Annotated in this window: 23 protein-coding genes and 2 tRNA genes; 7 read left to right on the top strand and 18 right to left on the bottom strand. The window is 71.1% G+C overall.

Annotation, left to right across the window (positions count from 1 at the left end; genetic code table 11):
- A partial coding sequence (locus BM236_RS12580) for an integrase core domain-containing protein (RefSeq protein ID WP_139230103.1) occupies window positions 1–309 on the top strand: 309 nt, incomplete at its 5' end.
- A gap of 924 nt (window positions 310–1,233) precedes the next feature.
- On the opposite strand, the gene BM236_RS12575 is transcribed toward BM236_RS12580, so the two are convergent.
- Window positions 1,234–1,306 (bottom strand) — tRNA-Glu (locus tag BM236_RS12575).
- Between the two features lie 85 nt (window positions 1,307–1,391).
- Here BM236_RS12575 and BM236_RS12570 point away from each other — a divergent pair.
- Window positions 1,392–1,465 (top strand) — tRNA-Phe (locus BM236_RS12570).
- A gap of 65 nt (window positions 1,466–1,530) precedes the next feature.
- Here the strand turns inward: BM236_RS12570 and BM236_RS12565 are convergent.
- Window positions 1,531–3,162 (bottom strand): alpha/beta hydrolase, encoded by a 1,632-nt coding sequence (locus tag BM236_RS12565; RefSeq protein ID WP_091124255.1) that lies wholly within the window; start codon window positions 3,160–3,162, stop codon window positions 1,531–1,533.
- 170 nt (window positions 3,163–3,332) lie between these two features.
- A complete protein-coding gene (locus BM236_RS18710) occupies window positions 3,333–4,343 on the bottom strand; it encodes a sensor histidine kinase (RefSeq protein WP_139230102.1) in 1,011 nt (336 codons plus the stop codon).
- 150 nt (window positions 4,344–4,493) lie between these two features.
- On the opposite strand from BM236_RS18710, the gene BM236_RS12555 reads away from it, so the two are divergent.
- Both BM236_RS12555 and BM236_RS12550 read left to right on the top strand, forming a co-directional pair.
- Complete coding sequence (locus BM236_RS12555; RefSeq protein WP_091124251.1) at window positions 4,494–4,763, top strand: DUF2277 domain-containing protein; 270 nt, start codon at window positions 4,494–4,496, stop codon at window positions 4,761–4,763.
- Window positions 4,753–5,577, top strand: a complete 825-nt coding sequence (locus tag BM236_RS12550; protein WP_091124248.1) for an NAD-dependent protein deacetylase — start codon at window positions 4,753–4,755, stop codon at window positions 5,575–5,577. The genes BM236_RS12555 and BM236_RS12550 overlap by 11 nt, the downstream gene beginning before the upstream one ends.
- Here BM236_RS12550 and BM236_RS12545 read toward each other — a convergent pair.
- Together BM236_RS12545 and BM236_RS12540 are read right to left on the bottom strand one after the other, a co-directional pair.
- Complete coding sequence (locus tag BM236_RS12545) at window positions 5,561–5,914, bottom strand: LSm family protein (RefSeq protein ID WP_091124245.1); 354 nt, start codon at window positions 5,912–5,914, stop codon at window positions 5,561–5,563. The genes BM236_RS12550 and BM236_RS12545 overlap by 17 nt on opposite strands.
- Before the next feature lie 145 nt (window positions 5,915–6,059).
- The gene (locus BM236_RS12540) at window positions 6,060–6,746 is read right to left on the bottom strand and encodes an iron-dependent transcriptional repressor DtxR (RefSeq protein ID WP_091124243.1); all 687 of its coding nucleotides are present in this window, start codon (window positions 6,744–6,746) and stop codon (window positions 6,060–6,062) included.
- A gap of 23 nt (window positions 6,747–6,769) precedes the next feature.
- On the opposite strand from BM236_RS12540, the gene BM236_RS12535 reads away from it, so the two are divergent.
- Complete coding sequence (locus BM236_RS12535) at window positions 6,770–8,449, top strand: glycoside hydrolase family 13 protein (protein WP_091124241.1); 1,680 nt, start codon at window positions 6,770–6,772, stop codon at window positions 8,447–8,449.
- 57 nt (window positions 8,450–8,506) lie between these two features.
- Here the strand turns inward: BM236_RS12535 and BM236_RS12530 are convergent, their stop codons facing one another.
- The 6 genes from BM236_RS12530 to pdxH form a co-directional block, all read right to left on the bottom strand.
- Window positions 8,507–8,986, bottom strand: a complete 480-nt coding sequence (locus BM236_RS12530; protein WP_091124239.1) for a MarR family winged helix-turn-helix transcriptional regulator — start codon at window positions 8,984–8,986, stop codon at window positions 8,507–8,509.
- Window positions 8,983–10,617, bottom strand: coding sequence for an MDR family MFS transporter (locus BM236_RS12525; protein WP_245750307.1), 1,635 nt, complete (start codon window positions 10,615–10,617; stop codon window positions 8,983–8,985). The genes BM236_RS12530 and BM236_RS12525 overlap by 4 nt, the downstream gene beginning before the upstream one ends.
- A 367-nt stretch (window positions 10,618–10,984) precedes the next feature.
- The gene (locus BM236_RS12520) at window positions 10,985–12,982 is read right to left on the bottom strand and encodes an ABC transporter ATP-binding protein (RefSeq protein WP_091124237.1); all 1,998 of its coding nucleotides are present in this window, start codon (window positions 12,980–12,982) and stop codon (window positions 10,985–10,987) included.
- Between the two features lie 88 nt (window positions 12,983–13,070).
- Window positions 13,071–14,804, bottom strand: coding sequence for an ABC transporter ATP-binding protein (locus BM236_RS12515; protein ID WP_091124235.1), 1,734 nt, complete (start codon window positions 14,802–14,804; stop codon window positions 13,071–13,073).
- Between the two features lies 1 nt (window position 14,805).
- On the bottom strand, window positions 14,806–15,405 hold the full coding sequence (locus BM236_RS12510) for a TetR/AcrR family transcriptional regulator (protein ID WP_091124232.1): 600 nt from the start codon (window positions 15,403–15,405) through the stop codon (window positions 14,806–14,808).
- Window positions 15,406–15,455: 50 nt separating this feature from the next.
- Window positions 15,456–16,112 (bottom strand): pyridoxamine 5'-phosphate oxidase, encoded by a 657-nt coding sequence (gene pdxH / locus BM236_RS12505; RefSeq protein ID WP_091124231.1) that lies wholly within the window; start codon window positions 16,110–16,112, stop codon window positions 15,456–15,458.
- Between the two features lie 73 nt (window positions 16,113–16,185).
- Between pdxH and BM236_RS12500 the strand changes: the two genes are divergently transcribed.
- The gene (locus BM236_RS12500) at window positions 16,186–17,289 is read left to right on the top strand and encodes a citrate synthase 2 (protein ID WP_091124229.1); all 1,104 of its coding nucleotides are present in this window, start codon (window positions 16,186–16,188) and stop codon (window positions 17,287–17,289) included.
- Window positions 17,290–17,335: 46 nt separating this feature from the next.
- Here BM236_RS12500 and BM236_RS12495 read toward each other — a convergent pair whose 3' ends face one another.
- A complete protein-coding gene (locus BM236_RS12495) occupies window positions 17,336–17,821 on the bottom strand; it encodes a GNAT family N-acetyltransferase (RefSeq protein ID WP_217645318.1) in 486 nt (161 codons plus the stop codon).
- 6 nt (window positions 17,822–17,827) lie between these two features.
- A complete protein-coding gene (locus tag BM236_RS12490; protein WP_091124225.1) occupies window positions 17,828–18,145 on the bottom strand; it encodes a hypothetical protein in 318 nt (105 codons plus the stop codon).
- An 80-nt stretch (window positions 18,146–18,225) separates the two neighbouring features.
- Here BM236_RS12490 and serC point away from each other — a divergent pair, with 80 nt between their 5' ends.
- Window positions 18,226–19,332, top strand: coding sequence for a phosphoserine transaminase (gene serC, locus BM236_RS12485; RefSeq protein WP_091124223.1), 1,107 nt, complete (start codon window positions 18,226–18,228; stop codon window positions 19,330–19,332).
- Here the strand turns inward: serC and BM236_RS12480 are convergent.
- The 5 genes from BM236_RS12480 to BM236_RS12460 form a co-directional block, all read right to left on the bottom strand.
- On the bottom strand, window positions 19,329–19,850 hold the full coding sequence (locus tag BM236_RS12480) for an O-acetyl-ADP-ribose deacetylase (protein ID WP_091124221.1): 522 nt from the start codon (window positions 19,848–19,850) through the stop codon (window positions 19,329–19,331). The genes serC and BM236_RS12480 overlap by 4 nt on opposite strands.
- The gene (locus BM236_RS12475) at window positions 19,847–20,866 is read right to left on the bottom strand and encodes a DNA topoisomerase IB (RefSeq protein WP_091124219.1); all 1,020 of its coding nucleotides are present in this window, start codon (window positions 20,864–20,866) and stop codon (window positions 19,847–19,849) included. The genes BM236_RS12480 and BM236_RS12475 overlap by 4 nt, the downstream gene beginning before the upstream one ends.
- 43 nt (window positions 20,867–20,909) lie before the next feature.
- Entirely contained in the window at window positions 20,910–21,911 is a 1,002-nt protein-coding gene (locus tag BM236_RS12470; RefSeq protein ID WP_139230101.1) for a hypothetical protein, read from the bottom strand.
- Entirely contained in the window at window positions 21,904–23,121 is a 1,218-nt protein-coding gene (locus BM236_RS12465) for a class I SAM-dependent methyltransferase (protein WP_245750306.1), read from the bottom strand. The genes BM236_RS12470 and BM236_RS12465 overlap by 8 nt, the downstream gene beginning before the upstream one ends.
- A gap of 135 nt (window positions 23,122–23,256) precedes the next feature.
- A complete protein-coding gene (locus BM236_RS12460; RefSeq protein WP_091124215.1) occupies window positions 23,257–23,676 on the bottom strand; it encodes a hypothetical protein in 420 nt (139 codons plus the stop codon).
- Window positions 23,677–23,753: the final 77 nt, after the last annotated feature.

Below are 23,753 nucleotides of genomic sequence, written 5' to 3'. Positions count from 1 at the left end.
TCGATCGTTTACACGGACCGGATCGGCGAGCTCGGCGCGAGGCCGTCGACCGGGACCGTCGGTGACTCCTTTGATAACGCGCTCGCCGAGGCGGTCAACGGGCTCTACAAGACCGAGCTGATCCGGCGACGAGGACCGTGGCGCACGATCGAGCAGGTCGAGCTCGCGACCTTGGAGTACGTGTGGTGGTGGAACAACCAGCGCCTGCACGGGGAGCTCGACATGAGGACCCCGCTCGAGGTCGAGGCGGCGTACTACGCTGCCCATGAATCATCCCGGCCGGCACTTGCTGGCCAAGGGAACGCATAGGAACGAAACCCAGCGCGATTCAACTCGATGAGCTGACCGACCTCGAACGGGTTTGGGTCCCGTTGAGGAAAGCTGCGCGGCTGTCCGTCGAGCCTGATGACTGCATCGTGCTCGTCGGCATGGGTTACCTCACCGACGGAATTGCCAACGCTCCAGAACGAGTCGTCAATCAGCACCACATTGCCAGCGTTACTGACGTACGCGACCTGGCCAGTCTTCCAAATTGTGGGATCGTCAGGCGTGAACCAAGTGACATTGCCGCGTTCGGTCGTGCAGAACACGAGCCCGCTTATGGGGTCGATGTCCCGGACGCGAACAAACATTCCTTCGTCAGTCATCAACCCTCCGCTGGGCCAGGTGCCCGGTAGCGCCGCAATGGTCTCACCCTGCACCGACATGGCGCGGTAGTTATCGACGTCTCGGCTCGGCGGCGTAGAGGCCAGGCGCGGCTGCGGTTACACAACCACCCCCGGTCCTCGGTTCAAATGAGCAGCCGGGCAGGTACCCGTCTGCTGCGCCCTCGCGGTTCTCGCGTCGAGCCGGCAGCCCCCTTTGGGCGCCAAGCTGCGCGCCAGACGCAGCATGTACTGACCACCGATCGCAAAGCGGCCGCGCCGCCTCGGATTGCGAGCGTCGAACGGCGGCTATTGCGTCGGCAACCGTTCGAGCCATTGCCGTCACAGGAATCGTCGGGTTTCGGCGTGGAGTGCGGGCTCGCGTCATTCTGGGCTACGGAGTGGGGCATCCACTTTGGTTGGGCTAACTGCGCGGGTGGAAGTGAACCAGCCGCGCGGGGCGGCGGCGAGCTTTGACACGGATTTGGCACAGCCACCCGTAGAACCCCGTCCGACGCCGGACACAGCCGGACACGGCGCGAGAGGCCCCGACCAGCGTCGCCGCTGGTCGGGGCCTCTTTCACGCTCGCACCCCCTACCGGATTCGAACCGGCGCTACCGCCGTGAAAGGGCGGGGTCCTGGGCCGCTAGACGAAGGGGGCTCCAAGCGCGGTCAGTCTAGTGTGGTCACCGGCGCGGCCCGATTCGTGGGGCCGTCGGAGAGTCCGGTAGTCTCTCCCATCGCCCGGCCAGGTAGCTCAGTTGGTACGAGCGACCGACTGAAAATCGGTAGGTCGGCGGTTCGACCCCGCCCCTGGCCACAGGCAGACGAAGGCCCTCGAGGATTCCTCGAGGGCCTTCGCTCATTCCTGACCGGACGACAGGGTCACGGCTGCGGCATCGCCGCCTCCATGATCTGCCGGCGCAGGCCGCCGACCCGCTGGTGAGCGGCGGCCCCGGCCTTCGCCGACGCTGCTGCTCCCTCGACCGGCGTGGCGGCCGGCGGGGGCACCGGGTCGCACTGCGCGTCGGAGCGGTTGCCCGGCTTACGCCTCGGCAGGTGACCCGTCAGCAGGTAGTCCGCGATCTTGTCGTCGGTGCAGCTCACGCCTGAGAGCGAGCCCGCGTGCGTCGTACCACCGACGCCCTCGATCATGACCGACCTCGGGAACGTACGCCGGGCCTCGAGTGCGCCCTCCATCGGCGTTGCGGCGTCGTTGGTCTCCTCGATCAGCAGGATCGGCGGGACCTTCCTGCCGTCGACCCTGACCGGCCTGGTCGACGGAGCCGGCCAGGTGAGGCACGGCGCGTTGTACCAGGTGTTGTTCCAGGCCAGGAACGGCGCCTGTGCCGCGACCTTGAAGGCGTCGCGGCGCTGCGTCCTCCAGCTCGGCCAGGGGGCGTCGCTGCACTCGACCGCCATGTAGGTCGCGTAGGTGGCGTCGTCCGGCGCGCCGTAGGCCTCCTTGGCAGGTGCCAGGTCACCGCCGGCGGCGGCCGCGAGGACGTGGGCGTAGAAGTCCCAGTCGTAGACGTAGTAGGCGGCGCCCACGAAGATGTCGTTCCAGTCCGACGGGCCGAAGTCGGCCTGCGGGTGGGCGGTCAGGTCGGCGAGCGTGTCGTAGTAGATCTGCCGCACGGCCTTGCCGTCGGTGCCGAGCCTGTAGGACGCGTCGTTGTCGGCGATCCAGTCGAAGAAGGTGTCGATGTTGGGGTCGAACTGCTTCTCCTGCTCGAGGTTGAGCTCGTACCACGCCTGGCTGGCGCCGATGACGCCGTCGAGGACGAACTTCCCGACCCGGTCGGGGTGGAGCGTGGCGTAGACCTGGCCGAGGTAGGTGCCGTAGGAGAACCCGTAGTAGTTGATCTTCCTCGCACCCAGGGCCTTGCGGATGCTCTCCATGTCGTTGACCCAGTCGGTGGTCCGGTCGTGGTCGAGCAGCGCGCCGCCCGCCTCGTCGCAGTCGGCGGCATAGCCGGCGGCCTTGTCGAGCCAGAACTTCTCGATGCCGGGCCCCGGCTCGTAGGCCGGCCGCCCCGCCTTGAAGTACGACGGGTCGCAGCTCAGCGACGGGATGCTGCGACCGACACCACGCGGGTCGAAGCCGATCCAGTCGAACGGGTCACCACCGTGGTCGGGCACCGAGGCGCCCAGCCGGGACAGGCCGAGTCCGGAGCCGCCGGGTCCGCCCGGGTTGGTCAGCATCGGGCCCTGGGCGTCGGCGTCGCTGGTCTTGTGCTCGATCCGGGACACGTAGAGCTGGATCTTCTGGCCGCGCGGGTGGGCGTAGTCCAACGGGACCGTGACGTAGCCACACTGCGCACCGGCGTTCTGCAGGCTCGCGGTCGGGCAGGTGCCCCAGTCGATCGGCGGCGGGGTGTACGCCGGCGTCGCGGGTGTGTGGTGTCCGTGACCGCCCTTGCCGGGGTGGCCGGCGGGCTGGGCTTGGGCCGTTGCGGTGGCGAGCCCTGAGCTCACCAGAACCGCTCCGGCCACGACGGACAGGACTCGTCTCATGCGTGGGACCTCCCGAGAGTCGAGCGACCCCCGAATGGGCCGCGTCGTCAGGAAGACACCTAACACCCGCCGAGTGCCTCCCGTCACGCATCAGCGCCGGATTTTCTGCGAGGCGGAGCGCGTCCGCAGATCTGATGGGCCGTGGGCCTCCGGGCCGGAAGATGTGCGCCTCAGCTGCTCGCCGGCACCAGCCAGACCAGGCTGGTGCCGTGCGGCGTGACGTCGCCGGTGCGCATCACGCCACCGCGCGTCGCAGCGCGGCGGCCGGCGTTGCGCAGGCCGCTGGCGATGCCCGCGCGCGGCGGGATCCCGACCCCGTCGTCGGTGACCCGCAGCATGAACCACGCCGGCGAGGCGGTCAGCTCGACCTGGACCGTCGACGCCTGTGCGTGCCGCGCGACGTTGGACAGTGCCTCGCGCAGCACCAGCAGCGCCTCGTCGGCCACCGACTCGACGAGGACGGTGTCGACGGGACCGCTGATCCGCAGGGCCGGCGTGAACCCGAGCGCGGGGGCGTACTCCTCGACGAGGGCCCTCGCCTCGGCAGCCAGCGAGCGGGCCGGGCCGCGGCTCAGCTCGAAGATCGTGGCCCGCACGTCCCTGATCGCCGTGTCGATGTCGCGCACGGCGGTCGAGATCGCCGACCCCACCGAGTCGTGGTCGCCGGCCTTCGCGGCCTGCAGGTGCAGCCCCGTGGCGTAGAGCCGTTGGATGACGAGGTCGTGCAGGTCGCGGGCGATCCGGCCGCGGTCCGCGGTCAGCATCCGCTCGCGGGTGCTGTCGCGGTCCTCGAGGGCCATCGCCTCGACGACCAGCGACCCGCTGAGTCCGGCGAGCCGGTCGACGAGCCGGCGGTCCTCGTCGACGAACGCCTCCTCGGGCCGGCCGACGACGATCCGGCCGAGCAGGACGCCGCGGGTGCGCAGGTCGGCGTGCAGCCGCTCGTGGCCGCCCTCGACGACCGTTCCCTCCGCGACGCGGAGGTCGGGTGCGTCCGATCCGCACAGCTCCACGACGGCGTACGACGCCTGCGCCAGGGCGCGACCGACCGCAGCGAGGCGGCGCAGCGTCCCATCGAGGTCCTCGGCGGACCCGATGAGCTCGAGTGCGTCCAGCAACGCTTGGGCTGTCGCGGCGTCGTCGGGGGTGGCCGTCTCGGCTGCCCGGTGGCGTCCGTGCACCGGACCACCCTAGGCCGAGACACCGAACGGCGGTGCCCGCAGGGGACGGTCCCGACCGGACGCCGGGAAAAGTGACCCGTCCGGGCCAGGGAGTGCAGGACCGGGTCTCGACCCCTCCACGCGCCGCGCCCGGCGACGTACCCTGACCGCATGTGCCGCAACATCCGCCCGCTCAACAACTTCGAGCCGCCGGCGACCGAGGACGAGGTGACCGCAGCGGCGCTGCAGTTCGTCCGAAAGGTGGCTGGGACGACCCGGCCGGCGACGGTCAACCAGGCCGCGTTCGACCGGGCGGTGGCGGAGGTCGCGCACGCGACGCGTCACCTGCTCGAGGACCTGGTCACGACGGCGCCGCCGAAGAACCGCGAGGTGGAGGCGGCGAAGCGGCGCGCGCGGGCCGAGACCCGGTATGCCCGCTGAGCCGACCGGGGCCGCGGCCGTCACCCTGCTGCGCGGACGGCCGCTCGTGGTGCTGACCGGCGCCGGCCTCTCGACGGACTCGGGCATCCCCGACTACCGCGGGCCGGGTGCTCCGGACCGCACACCCATGACGTTCCAGGAGTTCGTGTCCGGACCGGCGGCCCGCCAGCGCTACTGGGCGCGCAGCCACCTCGGGTGGGGCCGCATGCGGGCGGCCGCGCCCAACGCCGGACACCGCGCGCTGGCCGAGCTCGACCCGACCCTGCTGATCACCCAGAACGTCGACGGACTGCACGAGCTGGCCGGCAGCCGCGACGTCGTGGCGCTGCACGGCCGCATCGCCGACGTCGTCTGCCTCGGCTGCCGCAGGGTGACGACGCGAACCGCCCTGCAGGAGCGCCTGGAGGAACACAACCCGGGTTGGACGAGCGCCCACGCGGACGCGGCCGTCCGCCCCGACGGGGACGTCGACCTCGACGAGACCGTCGGGTTCGTCGTACCCGCGTGCGAGGAGTGCGGCGGCATCCTCAAGCCGGACGTCGTCTTCTTCGGCGAGAACGTGCCGCGCGAACGGGTCGAGCGGTGCTACGCCGCGGTCGACGCGCTCGGCACGGACGGGACGCTGCTCGTCGCGGGGTCCAGCCTCACCGTGATGAGCGGCCTGCGCTTCGTGCGCCGGGCGGCGCGCAACGGCACGCCCGTGGTGATCGTGAACCGCGGCGCCACGCGCGGCGACGACCTGGCGACCTGCAAGGTCGCGACCGGGTGCAGCGAGTTCCTGGCCGAGCTGGCGAGCCCTACGGCTGTTGCCTGAGGTCGGGCGAGCGGCGCAGCTCGCCGAGCAGGTCGACGATGTCGTGCAGGCCCTGGTTCTCAGGCAGCAGGTCGACGTCGGCGAGCCGCTGGGCCGCCATCTCCATCGGCAGCCGGGCACCGACGTGCAGCGCATAGGTCGGGTCGTCGTCGCCCGACTGCACCGGGTCCACCGACAGCACGATGCCCGCGTGGAACTCCCCGTCGCTGTCGGTCACGACGACCTCCTCGCCGTCGTCCAGGACGCTCGCCAAGCCGGTGGACCGGTGCCGGACCATGATCGGACCGGTCCCCGCGACCACCTCCGCCGAGGAGAGCTCGACGTGGATGAGCTCCATCTGGACTCCCTCTTCCCCTACCGTCCGCGCGAAGCCCCGGCGCGCATGGACGGGGTCGGTACCCGAGACGATTCAATCACTACAGGAAACGGTCGGTGAGCCCTGGATCCGTGGTGTGGGGCAAAGAATACCGTCGGATCCGGTGTCAGATCCGCCGAACGAAGATGTGTTCCGCGGCTTCGGGGAAGATCTCGGCACTCTCTCCGCCGGCGCCCACCAGCACGCCCTGCCCGGTGGCGACGACGGTGACCGAGCGGTCCGGCAGTGCGCCGACCCGACGCAGCGCGCTCATCAGGACCTCGTCCTTCTGCATCTCCTCGGAGATGCGCCGCACGAGCACGGTGCCCTTCTCGGCGGTGGCGACGCGCGCGAGCGACTCGACACCCTCCATGAACGCCTCCCTGGAGGCGTCCCCGCCGAGCTCGTCGAGGCCCGGGATCGGGTTGCCGTACGGCGACTCCGTCGGGTGGTCGAGCAGCTCGAGCAGTCGCTTCTCGACGGTCTCGGACATGACGTGCTCCCAGCGGCACGCCTCCTCGTGCACCAGCTCCCAGTCCAGGCCGATGACGTCGATGAGCAGCCGCTCGGCGAGCCGGTGCTTGCGCATCACCCGGGTGGCGAGCCGGTTGCCGGCCTCGGTGAGCTGCAGGTGGCGGTCGCCCTCGATCGTGAGGAGGCCGTCACGCTCCATCCGGGCCACGGTCTGGGAGACCGTGGGGCCGCTCTGGTGCAGCCGCTCCGCGATCCGCGCACGCAACGGGACGATGCCCTCCTCGACCAACTCGTAGATGGTCCGGAGATACATCTCGGTGGTGTCGATCAGATCGCTCACCGGTCCATCCTAGGGTGGCCAGCATGAGCGAGACCGCCGCTACGAGCTCCAGCGTCCCGTCGGGCGAGACGACGATCACCTCGAGGCCGCCCTGGTGGCGCCACGCGGTGACCTACCAGGTCTATCCGCGCAGCTTCGCCGACGGTGACGGCAACGGCGTCGGCGACATCCCCGGCATCACCTCGCGGCTGCCCTACCTGCGCGACCTCGGCGTCGACGCGATCTGGATCTCGCCGTTCTACACCTCGCCGCAGCACGACCACGGGTACGACGTCGCCGACTACTGCGACATCGACCCGCTGTTCGGCACCCTGACCGATGCCGACGCGCTCGTCGCCCGGGCCCACGAGCTCGGGCTGCGGCTCATCGTCGACCTCGTGCCCAACCACACCTCGAGCGAGCACCCGTGGTTCCGGGCCGCCCTCGCCGCCGCGCCCGGCTCCCCCGAGCGTGCGCGCTACATGTTCCGCGAGGGGCGCGGACCGAACGGCGACGAGCCGCCCAACAACTGGGCGTCGGTGTTCGGCGGCTCGGCCTGGACGCGCGTGCCCGACGGCCAGTGGTACCTGCACCTCTTCGACTCCAGCCAGCCCGACCTCGACTGGCGCAACCCAGAGGTCGGCGACATGTTCGAGGGCGTGCTGCGGTTCTGGCTCGACCGCGGGGTCGACGGGTTCCGGGTCGACGTGGCGCACGGGCTGGTCAAGGAGGCGTCCCTGCGGGACCAGGTCCTGCCGCAGGGCGAGCGGCCGCAGTCGGGCGTCGACGTCAACGGCCCGGCGGCCGACGAGGTCGTGGACCAGCCCATGTGGGACCAGCCGGAGGTGCACGACATCTACCGTCGCTGGCGGCGGGTGCTCGAGGAGTACCCCGGCGACCGCATGCTCGTGGCCGAGGCCTGGGCCCAGACCGCCGAGGCGCTGGCCCGCTACGTCCGGGCGGACGAGATGCACCAGGCCTTCAACTTCGCCTGGCTGCAGGCGCCCTGGTCGGCCTCGGCGTTCGCCAAGGTCATCAGCGGCACCCTGGAGGAGCTGCTGCCCGTCGCGGCAGCCCCGACCTGGGTGCTCTCCAACCACGACGTGGTCCGCCACGTCACGCGGTACGGCGGCGGCGCGGTCGGCCTCGCCCGGGGCCGCGCGGCGACGCTGGCCATGCTCGCCCTCCCCGGGTCCGCCTACGTCTACCAGGGCGAGGAGCTCGGCCTCGAGCAGGTCGAGGTGGCACCCGAGGACCGGCAGGACCCCACCTGGCTCCGGACCCGCAACACCGACCATCCGGAGGTCGGCCGCGACGGCTGCCGCGTGCCGATCCCGTGGAGCGGCTCAAAGCCGCCGTACGGCTTCGGGGCGGACGGCTCCGAGCCGTGGCTCCCCCAGCCCGACTCGTGGGCGCCGCTCACCGTGGAGGCCGAGACCGGCGACCCGGACTCGACGCTGGAGTTCTACCGGCGGGCGCTGGCGGCTCGACGTGAGCACGCCGGCGCCGAGCTCGGCGAGACCGTGGAGCTCTTCGACCTCGGCGGCGCCGCTGCCGGTGCGGGTGACGGTGCCGACGTGCTGGCCTTCCGCCGCGACGACCTGACCGTCATCGTCAACTGCGGGACGACCCCCGTCGAGCTCCCCGCAGGCGAGGTCGTCATCGCCAGTCAGCCGCTCACCGGGACCACCCTCCCCCCGAACGCCTCCGTCTGGCTCCACTGACGCCGAGTCGGCAGAAGCTCGCAAGGCTCACGCGAACTTCTGCCGACTCGAGCTGTCTCAGGCGCGAACCTCTGCCGACTCGGCCTGGCGGTCGAGGGAGTGGTTGTAGCGGCCGAGCTGCTCAGCGAGGGCGGCCAGGTCGGATGCCGACCAGTCGGCGAGCCGGTCCTTGAGCCGGGTACGCCGGTCGGCGTCGATGTCACCGAGCCGACGGGCGGCGTCGGGCGTCACCGAGAGCAGCGTCGCCCGTCCGTCGTCGGGGTCGGGGGTGCGTTCGATCAGCCCCAGCTCCTCGAGGTGCTGGAGGTGCCGGCTGACCGCGCCCTTGTCGACCTGGAACTCCTCGACCAGGGCGCTGGCCCTGACCGGCCCGGCCGCGATGCGCATCAGCATCGGCAGGCCGAGGCCGCTCAGCTCCGGGTGGACGGCGTGCGCCCGCTCGACCAGGACGCGCTTGATGCGGTGGAACAGCACCGTCACCTCGTCCTCGAGCTGACGCAGCGCGTCCGCACGCGTCGGGCTGACTGTGGTCGTCATCGGCGACCCAGCTCCCCGACCTCCAGCTCCGCGGCGAGATCCATGTTGACCTCGGGCTCCTCGATCCTGTCGAGGGTGGTCCGCAGGCGGCCCTCCTTGACGAAGAGGACGGCGATCAGGGCCATCAGGGCGAACGGCACGGCGAACAGGAAGATGTGGCCCGTCGCGTCACCGTTGGCGGCCTCGATGAGCATGCGCAGCGGAGCCGGCAGGACGGCCGCGCTCTGCAGCCCGCCATCGCCGAGAGCCGTGGCCTGGGCGGGGGTGACGTCGCCGCTCGCGACGAGGGGGCGGATGCCGTCGGTGACCTGGCCGATGACCTGGTGGGAAAGGATCGCGCCGAAGACACTGACGCCGATCGCACCGCCGAGCGTGCGGAAGAAGGCCACCACCGAGCTGGCGGCGCCGATGTTGGCCTGGTCGACGTTGTTCTGGACCGCGAGGATCAGGTTCTGCTGGGTGGAGCCGAGACCGGCGCCGAGGATGAGCATGTAGGCGCCGATCACCCACAGCGGGGTGGCGTGGTCGATGGTGCCGAGCAGTCCGGTGCCGATCACGACCGCGACCATGCCGCCGACCAGCCAGGCCTTCCAGCGACCGGTGCTGCTGATCATCCGGCCGGAGACGATGCTGGTGCCCATCAGGCCGACGACCATCGACAGCGACATGAGGCCGGCGTGGGTCGGGCTCATGCCGCGGGCGGTCTGGAAGTACTCCGCCATGAAGGTGGTCGCGGAGAGCATGGCGACACCGACCATGACCGCGGCGAACGTCGCCAGCGAGATGGTGCGGTCCTTGAAGAGCTGTAGCGGGATGATCGGCTCGACCGCGTGCTTGGCCTCCACGAGCAAGGCGACGGCGAGCACGACGAGGCCGCCGACCAGCATCAGTGCGCTCGTGCCCGACACCCAGTCGAACTGCTGCCCGGCGAGCGAGACCCAGATGAGCAGGAGGCTGACGCCACCCATGAGCAGCGTCGCGCCGAGGTAGTCGATCTTCACCTCGCGCTTGACGGTGGGCAGGTGCAGCTTGAGCTGGAGCACGAAGAAGGCGACGATCGCGAACGGCAGACCGACGTAGAAGCAGCCGCGCCAGCCGAGGGCGCTGTCGACGATGAGGCCACCGACAAGGGGGCCGAGCAGGGTGGCGAGGCCGAACGAGGCGCCGATGTAGCCGGAGTAGCGGCCGCGCTCACGGGGCGAAACCATCGAGCCGATGATGATCTGGATCAGCGCCATCACGCCGCCGACGCCGAGACCCGTGATGACGCGAGCGCCGATGAGCCAGCTCATGGACTGCGCCAGGCCGGCCAGCGCGGAGCCGGAGACGTATACGATGAGGGCGACCTGCATCAGCAGCTTCTTGGAGAACAGGTCGGCGAGCTTGCCCCAGATCGGGGTGGTCGCGGTCATCGCCAGCATGGTGGCCACGAGGACCCAGGTATAGCCGGTCTGGGTGCCGTGCAGGTCGGTGACGATGGTCGGAAGCGCCGTCGTGACGACGGTGCTCGAGAGGATCGCGACGAACATCGCGATCAGGAGACCCGAGAGCGCCTCGAGGATCTCCTTGTGGCTCATCGGTGCCGATTCCGCGGCCGGGGCGGCGGGAGCGGCGGTGACGTCCTGGGACATGCTTCTCACTTCGTTAGGTGCGGACGGTGTTGTTGCGTACCGGGTAAAAGGTTGCTTTCCTCAACTATATTCCCGGTTGGTTGACATCAACAACTTTCCGACGCGCCCCGGACATGCAGCGACCCGCAGACGTGGCGCCTGAGAGGCACCGCACCGGGGGACGTGGTCCCGGTCGTCTGCGGGTCGGGTAGCTGCCTGGGATTCGCCAGCAGCATCGCGGGTGGTTCCACCCGACGTCCCTGCTGGGGCTGCTAGCGGGCAGCCACCTCACGCGTCCTAGAAGAAATCATCTCTTGGACCACCTCCTTTCCCGTGTACGTCGACCGTACGCCGGCCGATCGCCCGACTCAACGGGTTAACGACCCGGTCAGGCGACCTGCTCCTCGTCCGCCGGTGCGGCGAACTGCGACGCGTAGAGCCGCGCGTAGGCGCCCTCGGCGGCGAGCAGCTCGTCGTGGTTGCCCTGCTCGACGATCGCGCCGTCCTCCATCACCAGGATCAGGTCGGCGTCGCGGATCGTGGAGAGCCGGTGGGCGATGACGAACGAGGTGCGGTCCGTGCGCAGCGCCGCCATCGCGTGCTGGAGGAGCAGCTCCGTCCGGGTGTCGACCGACGAGGTGGCCTCGTCGAGGATCAGCAGCGACGGCTCGGCCAGGAAGGCCCGGCAGATGGTCAGCAGCTGTCTCTCGCCCGCCGACAGGGACCCGCCCTCCGCGTCGACGATCGAGTCGTAGCCGTCGGGCAGCGAGTGGACGAACCGGTCGACGAACGTCGCCCGGGCCGCCTCGAGCAGCTCCTCCTCGGTCGCGTCGGGCCGGCCGTAGAGCAGGTTGTCGCGGATGGTGCCCTCGAAGAGCCAGGTGTCCTGCAGCACCATGCCCGTCTGGGCGCGCAGCGCCGAGCGCGGGATCTCGGTGATGTCGACACCGTCGAGGGTGATCCGGCCACCGTCGAGCTCGTAGAACCGCATGATCAGGTTGACCAGCGTGGTCTTGCCCGCGCCGGTGGGTCCGACGATCGCGACGGTCTGGCCCGGCTTGGCGACGAGGGAGAGGTCCTCGATGAGCGGCTTGTCGGGGTCGTAGGAGAACGAGACGTTCTCGAAGCGCACCTCGCCGCTGTGCTCGCCGTGCGACACGTCCGGCAGCGACCCGCCCCGGTCGGGGATCTGCTCGGGGGCGTCGAGGAGCTCGAAGACACGCTCGGCGCTCGCGACGCCCGACTGCAGCAGGTTCATCATCGACGCGATCTGGGTCAGCGGCATGTTGAACTGGCGGGAGTACTGGATGAACGCCTGCACGTCGCCGACCGAGAGCGCGCCGTGCGCGACGCGGAGGCCACCCACGACGGCGACGGCCACGAAGTTGAGGTTGCCGATGAACATCATCACCGGCATCACCAGGCCGGACAGGAACTGCGCCTTGAAGCCGGCGTCGTGGAGCTCCTCGTTGCGCTCGGCGAAGGTCGCCTCGGCGTCGGCCTGGCGGCCGAAGACCCGGACCAGCTCGTGGCCGGAGAAGGTCTCCTCGATGTGGGCGTTGAGGCGGCCGGTCGAGCGCCACTGGTTGACGAACTGACCCTGCGACCGCTTCATCACCTGCCGGGCGACCGTCATCGAGATCGGGACGGAGACCAGCGCGATCAGGGCCAGCAGCGGGCTGATCCAGAACATCATCGCCAGGATCGTGACCACGCTGACCACGGAGGTCAGCAGCTGCGACATGGTCTGCTGCAGCGACTGGCTGATGTTGTCGATGTCGTTGGTGACTCGGGAGAGGATCTCGCCGCGCGGCTGGGAGTCGAAGTACTCCAGGGGCAGCACGTTGAGCTTCTCCTCGACGTCGGCGCGCAGCCCCTTGACCGTCCGGTTGACCAGGCCGTTGAGCATCAGGCCCTGGAGGAACGAGAAGACGTTGGAGGCGACGTAGAGCGCCAGCACGAGCAGCAGGATGTGGCCGACGGCGGTGAAGTCGACGCCCCTGCCCGGCACCAGGTGGTCCATGCCCTGGACCACGTCGGCGAGCCGGTCCTGGCCGTTGGCGCGCATCCCGGCCACGACCTGGTCGACGGTCGAGCCGGCCGGCAGCTGCCGGCCGAGCGCACCCGCGAAGACGCGGTCGGTCGCGTGGCCGAGGAAGCGCGGCGCGAGCGCGCTGAGCACGACGCTCACCACGGCGAGCACCATCAGACCGATCAGCTTGACCCGCTGGGGCGCGAGCCGGCGGATCAGCCGCTTGGCCGACGGACCGAAGTCCGACGCCTTCTGGCCGACCATGCCGCCCGGGCCGCGGCCGGGGCCGCCGCCCATCTGGATCCGCTCGGTCACCTTCATCTGCTGGCCGCCCTTGGCGGCAGGTGTGCTCATGCCGCGTCCTTCCTGCGACCTCGGGGCCCCCGCGAAGTTGTTCGCGGAGGAGCGAAGCGGGGGAGCGAAGAACTTCGTGGGGTGAGGATCATGCTGCCTCCTCGGCGCTCAGCTGCGACCCGACGATCTCCTGGTAGGTCGGGTTGTCGGCGAGCAGCTCCGGATGGGTGCCGCGGCCGACGATCCTGCCGTCGTCGAGCACGACGATCAGGTCGGCGTCGCGGATGGTGGAGACCCGCTGGGCCACGATCACCACGCACGCCTCGGCGGTCTCCGGCTTCAGCGCGGCGCGCAGCCGGGCGTCGGTCGCGAGGTCGAGGGCCGAGAAGGAGTCGTCGAAGAGGTAGATCTCGGGTCGGCGTACGACCGCGCGGGCGATGGCGAGCCGCTGGCGCTGGCCACCGGAGAAGTTGGTGCCGCCCTGCACGACCGGCGCGTCCAGCCCGTCCTCCAGCGCGCGGACGAAGTCGCCCGCCTGGGCGACGTCGAGGGCGTGCCATATCTCCTCGTCGGTCGCGTCGGGCCGGCCGTAGCGCAGGTTGGAGCGGATCGTCCCCGAGAAGAGGAACGCCTTCTGCGGCACCAGGCCGAGGCGACCACCGAGCGCGTCGGGCTCCCAGGCCCGCACGTCCACGCCGTCGACCAGGACGCTGCCCGCCGTGGCGTCGAAGAGTCGCGGGACGAGGTTGACCAGCGTCGACTTGCCTGCACCCGTCGAGCCGATGATCGCGATCGTCTGTCCGCGGCCGGCCGTGAAGGTGATGTCGGTGAGCACCGGCTGCTCGGCGCCCGGGTAGGTGAAGTCGACGCCCTGGAAGGCGAGCTCGCCGTGCAGCGCGGACGTCGAGATGCCGTCGGCCGGCGGGACGATCGACGCCTCGGTGGCGAGGACCTCGCTGATCCGGTCGGCGCAGACGGAGGAGCGCGGGACCTGCATGAAGACGAACGTCCCCATCATCACGCTCATCATCACCTGCATGAGATAGGCGAGGAAGGCGGTGAGCGGGCCGACCTGCATCTCGCCGGCGTCGACGCGGTGGCCGCCGAACCAGATGACGCCGACCGAGGCGATGTTGACGATCAGCATCATCAGCGGGAAGAACGTCACCAGCCAGCGGCCTGCGCGGATGGAGACGTCGGTGAGCTCGTCGTTGGCGGCCTCGAACCGGGCCCGCTCCTGCGGCTCACGGACGAAGGCGCGCACCACGCGGATCCCGGTGATCTGCTCGCGCAGCACCCGGTTGACGTTGTCGAGCCGGGCCTGGAGCCGGGAGAAGTTCGGGATCATCCGGGTAGCGATGAGCGCGACCGTCAGGAAGAGGGCGGGGATGAGCACGGCGAAGAGCCAGGCCAGATGGGTGTCCTGGCGCAGCGCCATGAACACGGCGCCGATCATCATGATCGGGATCTGCACCGCCATCGCGCAGAGCACGTAGCCCAGCATCTGCACCTGCTGGGCGTCGTTGGTCGTGCGGGTGATCAGGCTCGGTGCCCCGAACCGGCCGACCTCGAAGGCGCCGAAGCCGCCGATCTTGTGGAAGAGCTCGCGGCGCAGGTCGCGCCCGAAGGCGGTCGCAGACCTGGAGGCGAAGAACGAGGAGCAGATCGAGCAGATGATCTGCGCGACGCTGACCGCGAGCATCCAGGCGCCCGTGGTTGCGATGTAGCCGGTGTCGCCCTGGGCGATGCCTCGGTCGATGATGTCGGCGTTGAGGGTGGGCAGGTAGAGCATCGCGCCGGTGCTCACGAACTGCAGCACCACGATCGCGGCGAGCCAGCGCTTGTAAGGACTCAGGTAGGTCCGCAGGAGACGCAGGAGCACGTCAGTCCTCTCTCTTCATCACGCCGTGCAGGATGGTGTCGACGATCTGCTCGGGCGTGAGCATCTGACCGTCGGCGATCTGTTCGTTGCTGCCGGCCAGGGTGAAAAGGCGCAGCATGTGCACGAGCATCGGAGGGTCCACCGACAGCGAGTCGGCGTCGGGCTCGAGGAGGGTCGCCATCACCTCGCGGATCGCGACCATCTCGGCGTGCATGTCGCGGTGGCGGTTCGCCCGCTCAGGCTTGGGCGGACCGACCTCGCCCATCGCGCGCATCAGCCCGAAGGTGGCCCGGAAGCGCTGCTGCAGGATGCTCGCCATCTTGAGCAGCTTCTCCCGCAGCGGCTCGGCGGGGTCGATCTCGGCGACCCGGTCGGCGACCTGGCCTGGGGAGAACGCCTTGGCCATGGCGGCCTCGATGAGCTCCTCCTTGGAGTCGAAGACCCGGAAGATCGTTCCCTCGGCGACGCCAGCCGCCTCGGCGATCAGCCGCGTCGTCACCGCCCGCCCGTGCATGTAGAGCAGGGGCAGCGTCGCCGCGACCAGCGCCTCACGGCGCTCGTCGGGGGTCAGCGGCCGCGCGCGCTCCCGTCGTCCTTCCACAGCGGGCCACTGTAAGTGAGTGAGCGCTCACTCACAACTCGATTAACGGGTCAGGGGGCCAGCCGTTCGGTGATCCAGCCGCCGTCGGTACGCCGGTAGACGAGTCGGTCGTGCATGCGGCTGGTGCGGCCCTGCCAGAACTCGACGCGCTCGGGCCTGACCCGGAAGCCGCCCCACTCGTCCGGCACGGGCACCTCGGCGCCCTCGAACCGGGCCGCCACGTCGGCGTACGCCCGGTCGAGCTCCTCGCGGCCGTCGACGACCGCGGACTGGTGCGACGCCCAGGCGCCGAGCTGGGAGCCCCGCGGCCGGGCCGTGAAGTAGTCGGCGACCTCGGTCCGCGAGAGCTCGGTGGCGTGACCCTCGACGCGCACCTGGCGCTCCAGGGGATGCCAGGGGAAGAGCAGCGCGCACCGCGGGTTGGCGAGCAGCTCCTTGCCCTTGCGGGAGAGGAGGTTGGTGTAGAAGACGAACCCGTCGGGACCGACGCCCTTGAGCAGGACGAACCGCACCGACGGCGCACCGTCCGGGGACGCCGTGGCGACCGCGACGGCGTTGGGCTCGTGCAGCCGGGCAGCGACCGCGTCGGCGTACCACCGCTCGAACATGGTGATCGGGTCGGCGGCCAGGTCGGCCTCCGCCAGACCGCCGCGCGCGTAGTCCTCGCGACGCGAGGCGAGGTCGTCCACCGATCCGTCCGAGGTCATGTCGGCACCCTAGCCGGGGGTGTCGTGCCGCCTGGTGCAGAATGCCCGGGGACCTGATGCGTGAGGAGCAGCAATGACCGAGGTACAGCACGGGCTCGAGGGCGTCGTCGCGTTCGAGACCCAGATCGCCGAGCCCGACAAGGAAGGCTCTGCGCTGCGCTACCGCGGTGTCGACATCGAGGAGCTCGCCGGCCGGGTCCCGTTCGAGAACGTCTGGGGCCTGCTGATCGACGGCGCCTACTCCCCCGGCCTGCCGCCCGCCGAGGCCTACAACCTGCCGGTGCACACCGGTGACGTCCGCGTCGACGTCCAGGCCGCGATCGCGATGCTCGCACCGGCCTTCGGCTTCGGCCAGACCTACGACATCTCCGACGAGCAGGCCCGCGCCGACCTGGCGCGAGTGGCGGTCATGGTCTTGTCGTACGCCGGCCAGTCGGCCCGCGACATCCACCTGCCCGTCGTCCCGCAGCGCACGGTCGACGAGGGCAGGACCCTGGCCGAGAAGTTCCTCATCCGCTGGCGCGGCGAGGCCGACCCCAAGCACGCGCACGCGATCGACGCCTACTGGTCGTCCGCCGCCGAGCACGGCATGAACGCCTCCACCTTCACCGCGAGGGTCATCACCTCGACCGGTGCCGACGTCGCCGCCGCGTTCTCGGGCGCCATCGGCGCGATGAGCGGCCCGCTGCACGGCGGCGCCCCGTCCCGCGTCCTCGGCATGATCGAGGACGTCGAGCGGTCCGGCGACGCCCGCGCCTACGTCAAGGGCCTGCTCGACTCCGGCGAGCGGCTGATGGGCTTCGGTCACCGCGTCTACCGCGCCGAGGACCCGCGCGCCCGCGTGCTGCGCCGCACCGCCCGCGAGCTCGGCGCCCCACGCTACGAGGTCGCCGAGGCGCTCGAGCAGGCCGCGCTGGCCGAGCTGCGCGAGCGCCGGCCCGATCGCGTCCTCGAGACCAACGTGGAGTTCTGGGCGGCGATCGTCCTCGACTTCGCCCAGGTCCCGGCGCACATGTTCACCTCGATGTTCACCTGCGCCCGCACCGGCGGCTGGTCGGCGCACATCCTCGAGCAGAAGCGGACCGGCCGGCTGATCCGGCCGTCGGCCGTCTACGCCGGCCCCGCCACCCGTCCGGCCAGCTCGGTCGACGGCTGGTCGGACGCCTGGTCCGCCTGACGGTCAGGCCCGGCAGGCCCGGTCGGTCCGGTCGGTCCGGTCGGGCTCAGCGGCGATCCAGACGCTTGCCGTAGCAGCGGTTCAGCGGCCCGCCGCCGTAGTACCCGAACCCCTCGACCGGCTCGTAGCCGGACGACTCGTAGAGCGCGATGGCCTCGGGCTGCTTCACCGCTGTCGACAGGAGCAGGGCCTCCATCCCGGCGGCCGCGGCGGTGGTCTCCAGGTGGGCCAGCATCCGCCGGGCCAGGCCGCGCCGCTGCAGCTCGGGGACGACGTACATGCGCTTGACCTCGGCGAGGCGGGTCGCGCCGAGCCGCCGGTCGTCGACCACCCGCCACGCGCCGCTGACGGCCGGCGCGCCGTCGACGTAGCCCACGAAGAAGGCGCCCAGAGGCGCCTCGAAGTCGGCCTCGTCGGTCGGGTCGTCGTCGCGGCTGCCGTAGCGCTCGACGTAGAACTCCTGGACGCGCTCGACCAGAGCGGCGACGTCCGGGTGGTGGAGGGGGACGCGGCGGATCTGCAGGTCACTCACAAGGCGTCATTGAAGCCGCCGGTCGTCGGTGAACAGGGCGGTGGGGTCGGTGACGAGGGTCTCGCCGGGGACGTAGGCGGTGCTGTGGAAGCCCGCGCTGACCATGCCCAGGCCGGCGATGGCGAGCACGCCTCCGCCGCCGAAGAGGAGGACGCCGATGAGGGCGAAGCGCCCCATCGCGTCCATGTCGTCAGACAGGGCGCCCTTGCCGAAGAGCACGGCGCCGGCCACGACGGCCGCCGCGCCGAGCAGCAGCAGGACGACACCGACGACCCGCAGAGTGGTGCGACCGCGGGCGGGTGCGGGAAGGCCGACGTTCGCCATGAGGACTCCTGGGCGGTGCGGTTCCGAGATGCTGGAACAATTCCCCCTGACGAGCCCATCAAAACCCGAAAGTTGCCGCGATGACGCTACGGATCCCTGCCGACCTGCTCCCGGGCGACGGCCGGTTCGGCTCCGGTCCGTCCAAGGTGCCCGACGGGCGGCTCCAGGCGCTGGCGGCGTCGGGGTCGACGCTGATGGGCACGTCGCACCGTCAGGCGCCGGTCAAGGAGCTCGTCGGACGCGTACGTCGGGGGCTGTCCGAGCTCTTCGCGCTGCCCGAGGGCTACGAGGTCGTCCTCGGTAACGGCGGGTCGGTCGCCTTCTTCGACGTGGTCACCCACGCCCTGATCCGTCAGCGCAGCCAGCACGCCGTCTTCGGGGCGTTCGGCGCGAAGTTCGCGAAGGCCGTCGAGAGCGCCCCGTGGCTCGCCTCGCCGACGGTGCTGCGGGCGGCGCCCGGCGGCCGGGTGCTGCTGCTGCCCGAGGACGGCGTCGACGTCTACGCGATCACCCACAACGAGACCTCCACCGGCGTGATGGCACCCGTCGAGCGGGTCGCCGGCGACGCGCTGATGGTCGTCGACGCGACCTCCGCCGCGGGCGGGCTGCCGCTCGACGCCGCCCAGTCCGACGTCTACTTCTTCGCGCCGCAGAAGTCCTTCGCCTCCGACGGCGGCCTGTGGATCGCGCTCCTGTCACCGGCCGCGATCGCCCGCGCCGAGGAGGTCGCGGCGAGCGGTCGGCACATCCCGGCCTTCTTCGGGCTCACCGAGGCGGTCGCGCAGTCGCGGCTGGACCAGACCGTCAACACCCCGGCCGTCGCGACGCTCTTCCTCATGGCCGAGCAGCTGGACTGGATGAACGCCCACGGCGGACTGACCGGGATGGTCACCCGCACTGCGGCCAGCGCCGAGGCGCTCTACGGCTGGGCCGAGAGGTCGTCCTACGCTCGGCCGTTCGTCACCGACCCCGCCCACCGGTCGCTGGTCGTCGGCACCGTCGAGCTGGACGAGGCCATCGACCGCGTCGCGGTGATGGACGTCCTGCGCCGGAACGGCGTCGTCGATGTCGACGCCTACCGCGGCATCGGCACCAACCAGCTGCGCGTCGCGATGTACCCCGCCGTCGACCCCGTCGACGTCGAGGCGCTCACGCACTGCATCGACTGGGTGGTCGAGCGCCTCTAGCCCGCCGGGGTCCCCGCCTGGGTCCGCGCCCGGAGCCGCGCCGCGATCAGGTCGTACGTCGACCGGCCGAACGCCACCATCCGCGCCTCGGTCACCGCCGTCCGTGCGGAGGCGAACACCTCGAGCGCCGCGTCGACGGCGTCGTCCTTCGGCCAGCCGTAGACGCCGGCGCTGACGAGCGGGAAGGCGACGGTCCTCGCGCCGAGCTCGTCGGCGACCTCCAGCGCCCGTCGGTAGCACGAGCTGAGCTGGTCACGGCTGCCGCGGCCGTGGATCGGCCCGACCACGTGGATGACCCACGTCGCCGGAAGGTCACCGGCCGTGGTCCAGCCCGCGTCGCCCGTCGCGAGCCCGTCGGGGAAGCGGCGCACGCAGTCCTCGAGCACGGCCGGGCCACCGGCCCGGTGGATGGCCCCGTCGACCCCGCCGCCCCCGCGCATGGCGTTGTTGGCGGCGTTGACGACGGCGTCGACCTGCTGCTCGGTGATGTCGCCCTGGACGACGGTGACGTTCATCAGTCCGCCTCGTTCCTGATGAGCCGCAGCGCCGCCCGCTCCAGCGCCACCTGGCGCTCGTCCACGGAGTCGAACTCGCGACGGACCGCCGACGCGATCGTGCGACCCTCCTCGAACGCCGACACGACCCGCGGGTCGACGTACGACTTGCGCGCGAGGGTGGGGGTGTTGCCGAGGAAGTCGGCGACCTCCCTCATCGAGTCACTGACCATCCGCCTCCCCCGGGTGGCGGAGACCTTGCCGCCGGCCTCGTCGAGCCGGGCGGCGAGGGCCGCAGCCGCCAGCACCGTCGCGTGCCAGGTGCGGAAGTCCTTGGCCGTGGCGTCGACACCGGTCACCAGGCGCACGTAGTCGTTGACGAGGGAGGGGAGCATCGACCGCCAGCTGCGGCCCTCCCGGTAGGCGAGCAGCCGCGGGTCGCCCGACCGGCGGCGACGCATCACCTCGATCGCCTCGGAGACCATGGCGTCGTCGATCTCGATGCGGTGGTCGACGCCCGACTTGCCGGTGAAGCTGAAGACGAGCCGGTCCTGGCGCCGGCGGACGTGCTGGCGCTGCAGCGTGGTCAGCCCGAAGCTGCCGTTGGTGTCGGCGTAGACGTCGTTGCCGATGCGGAAGTAGCCGATGTCGAGCAGCCGCACAGCGCAGGCGCAGGCCCGCTCGAGCGGCATGCCGTCGGCGCCCAGGTCGAGCAGCACCCGTTCCCGCGCCCGCATCAGCGCCTCCCCGAAGAGGAGCACCCGGTCGAACTTCTCCGCGTCGCGACGGGTGCGCCAGTCGGGGTGGTAGAGGTACTGCCGCCGCCCCGCCTCGTCGGTCCCGACCGCCTGCAGGTGACCGTTCGCGTGCGGCGTGACCCAGACGTCCTGCCAGGCCGGGGGGATCACGAGCGCCTTGACCCGCTCGACGTCCTCCGAGGCCAGCCGCTCGCCGTTCTCGTCGAGGTAGACGAAGCCCTTCCCCGAGCGGCGACGGGTCCAGCCCGGCTGTTCAGGGGACGTACGACGGAGCCGGACCATGCCGCTCGGTTGCCACCGCGGCCCGGCGGCATGCCCGGACCGGTCAGCGACGCCGCAGCAGGCGGGCCTGCAGCCAGATCACCGCGACGCCCACGCCCCCCACGAGCAGCCACGGCCACCACTGACGGTCGGTCCGGGGGGCCACGTGCGGTTCGGCGGGCGGCGTGGGGGGCGGCTGCGCCGTGGCGGCGCGGTCGAGCGCGCAGATGCCCGCGTCGGCCGAGCAGCGGCCCGACTGGGGCAGGCGCAGCACCTTCGAGAAGATGCCCTCGCTGCTCGTGTAGAGCGTGCCGTCGGCGGCGACCGCCAGGCCCTCGCCCTGGGGCTGGGCGGGCAGGCCGAACCCGGTGACGCGGTCGAGGGACGGGAAGTCGTAGACGGCGGCGCTGCCGTAGCCGCGGATCAGCACGTGCCCGCCGTCGGGGAGGAAGGTGCCGTCGGTGGCCATCGGGAGGATCGCACCGGCCGTCCCGAGCCGCACGAGCCGGTTGTCGGCGTCCGGGTCGAGGTGGGTCGGTGCCGCGTAGACGGTGCCGCCGAGGAAGCCCTTGGTGACGAGGTAGAGCCGTCCGTCCGGCCCGGCTAGGAGCGTCTCGGCGTCGTGGGCGCCGTCGGGGTAGGTCAGGTCGTAGACCGGCGCGTGGGAGGTGCGATCACCGCGGCCGACGGGGACCCGGGCGACCTGGACGGAGTCGCGCGAGCTGCGGTTGTCGCCGGTGTCGCCGACCCAGACCTCGTCGGCCGACGCCGGCGCGAGCGCCTCCACGTCGGTCGCGTCGTCGGCCCAGGTCGTCACCCCGACCGTGCGGCCGTGGTCGTCGACGGTGAAGACGCGGGCGTCGTCGCCGGAGTCGTTCGTCGTGACGAAGAGTCCGTCGGGCAGGGCGACGAGCCCGCTGGACTCGGTGATCTGCTTGTCCTTGAACGCGAAGACGACGTGCTCGTCCTCGCTCGGAGCCGCGGCGGCGCCGAGCAGGAACGGCACCAGCACGAGGATCAGCAGGGCTCTCTCCGCGGAGCCTCCCGGCAGGCGCGCGCTAGGCACCCAGCAGCTCCCCCAGCCGCGGCTCGAGCCCCCAGGTGGTCACCAGGTCGTCGTACTCCTTGCGGACGGCGCCGCCCTTGACCGGGCCGCCCGTGCGGACCGCACGGAGCATGGTGTTGCGCGGGGTGTGCTGGCTCTCGACGAACTGCACGACGTCGACGCGATAGCCCTGCAGTCGCATCAGCGACGCCCGCAGGGCGTCGGTGAGCGTGTCGGCGAGCCGCTCGCGGAGGATGCCGTGCCGGGTCAGCATCGCGTACGGCGACGGGGTCGGCGTCTTGCGGAGCTGCGCCGCGATGTCGTGGTGGCAGCAGGGCGCGGCCAGGACGAGCGGGACCTCCCACTCGACCGCACGGGCCAGCGCGTCGTCGGTGGCGGTGTCACAGGCGTGCAGCGCGAGCACGACCTCGGGGCGCTCGGCGAGCTCGGCGTCCGAGATCGTCCCGGCGACGAACTCGGCACTCATGCCGAGCCGCGCCGCGACCGCGCTGTTGTGGTCGCGCGACTGCTCCTTGACGTCGACGCCGGTCACCACGACCGGCAGCCCGCGCACGCTGGTGAGGTAGCGCTGGGCGGCGAAGGTGAGGTAGCCGTTGCCGCAGCCGAGGTCGACGATCCGGAGCGGCTCCTCGGCGGTCGGCCGCCGCAGGTGGCCCTTCACGAGCGCCTCGGTGACGGAGGCGTCGAGCAGCCGCAGGAACTCCTCGACCTGGCGGTACTTCGCCTGCCGGCTCGGCTTCAGCCTGCCGTCGCCGTCGGAGATGCCGAGCTCGACGAAGACCGGGTCGTCCTCGGGCAGCAGCCGCGCCTTGGGCTGGTCGTGGCCGCGGGTGACCTCGCGCGGGGCCGCCGGCGGGGTCGTGGCGACGACCGCCTCGAGCCTCTTGGTCACCCGCAGGGCGTGGTCCTCGGTCGTCGTCGAGACGTTCCAGTGGCCGAAGGCGAGGTCGATGAGCTCGTCGACCGCGGCGCGGGCGTCGTCGGAGTCGGAGGAGATCGAGTGGTTGGACGTGAACGCCTGGGTGGCGTCGTACTTCGTGACCTGCAGGTGCCTCCCGGCCTTGAGGTCGACGTAGCGCAGCTCGACCCGGCGCCACGGCGGGGGCTCCTCGCCCTTCTGTCGCCCCGAGGCGACGGCCTTCACCAGGACGTCGGGGTCCAGGATCAGGCCGCGCATCCGATTGAGGGCCCGCAGCAGCGGTTCGCTCACTTCAGCACCTGCGCGATCACGACGATGACGAGCAGTGCCACCAGCGCCAGCGGGATGATGAGTCGGCGGTGGCGCGGGTTCACCCCTCGATTCTAGGAGGGTGCCCCCGTCGCGCCCGCATCGCTGCGGGAGCGGTCAGGCGACCTCGTCCAGCGGCAGCGGGCGGATGGTCGCGTCGCTCGCGACGTGGACGACCTCGAGCTCGACGCCGACCCGGTGGGCGCCATGGACGAGCGCGCGGGTCCAGGCCTTGTCGAACGGGGTCACCGCGGACGCCCCCGGGCGGCACAGCAGCATGGCCACCCGCCCGCCCGCGTCCAGCTCGTCGAGGAGCCGGCGGCAGCCGTGGACGAGGTGGTCGATCGTGGTGCGGTCGGGAGACTCGGGCAGCTCAGGGACGTGGTGCACGGAGGGGAACGGCTCGCCCTCCGCGTCGACGAGGACGACCCAGAGCTCGGGGGTCCGCCAGCCTTGCGGCTGGCAGATCGTGGTCCAGAACTTCTCGACGTCAGCCTGGCTGTGCAGCAGCGTCGGCTGGATGGTCTGCTCGGTCATGACTCCAGAGTGCGCCCGGCCACCGACATCGGTGGGAGAAACGACGCAGGTCCTGTGGAAACCACCCGATCGGGTGG

The sequence above is a fragment of the Nocardioides terrae genome (assembly GCF_900112345.1).
Classification (GTDB): domain Bacteria; phylum Actinomycetota; class Actinomycetes; order Propionibacteriales; family Nocardioidaceae; genus Nocardioides; species Nocardioides terrae.
Note: the sequence above shows the minus strand (reverse complement) of the source record. Positions and strands in the feature narration are given on the sequence as shown.

Coding starts and splice junctions, on each gene's coding strand:
- BM236_RS12565 (WP_091124255.1), bottom strand. CDS start 3,162: ATGAGACGAGTCCTGTCCGTCGTGGCCGGAGCGGTTCTGGTGAGCTCA.
- BM236_RS12555 (WP_091124251.1), top strand. CDS start 4,494: ATGTGCCGCAACATCCGCCCGCTCAACAACTTCGAGCCGCCGGCGACC.
- BM236_RS12550 (WP_091124248.1), top strand. CDS start 4,753: ATGCCCGCTGAGCCGACCGGGGCCGCGGCCGTCACCCTGCTGCGCGGA.
- BM236_RS12545 (WP_091124245.1), bottom strand. CDS start 5,914: ATGGAGCTCATCCACGTCGAGCTCTCCTCGGCGGAGGTGGTCGCGGGG.
- BM236_RS12535 (WP_091124241.1), top strand. CDS start 6,770: ATGAGCGAGACCGCCGCTACGAGCTCCAGCGTCCCGTCGGGCGAGACG.
- BM236_RS12530 (WP_091124239.1), bottom strand. CDS start 8,986: ATGACGACCACAGTCAGCCCGACGCGTGCGGACGCGCTGCGTCAGCTC.
- BM236_RS12525 (WP_245750307.1), bottom strand. CDS start 10,617: ATGTCCCAGGACGTCACCGCCGCTCCCGCCGCCCCGGCCGCGGAATCG.
- BM236_RS12520 (WP_091124237.1), bottom strand. CDS start 12,982: ATGAGCACACCTGCCGCCAAGGGCGGCCAGCAGATGAAGGTGACCGAG.
- pdxH (WP_091124231.1), bottom strand. CDS start 16,112: ATGACCTCGGACGGATCGGTGGACGACCTCGCCTCGCGTCGCGAGGAC.
- BM236_RS12500 (WP_091124229.1), top strand. CDS start 16,186: ATGACCGAGGTACAGCACGGGCTCGAGGGCGTCGTCGCGTTCGAGACC.
- BM236_RS12490 (WP_091124225.1), bottom strand. CDS start 18,145: ATGGCGAACGTCGGCCTTCCCGCACCCGCCCGCGGTCGCACCACTCTG.
- serC (WP_091124223.1), top strand. CDS start 18,226: ATGACGCTACGGATCCCTGCCGACCTGCTCCCGGGCGACGGCCGGTTC.
- BM236_RS12475 (WP_091124219.1), bottom strand. CDS start 20,866: ATGGTCCGGCTCCGTCGTACGTCCCCTGAACAGCCGGGCTGGACCCGT.
- BM236_RS12460 (WP_091124215.1), bottom strand. CDS start 23,676: ATGACCGAGCAGACCATCCAGCCGACGCTGCTGCACAGCCAGGCTGAC.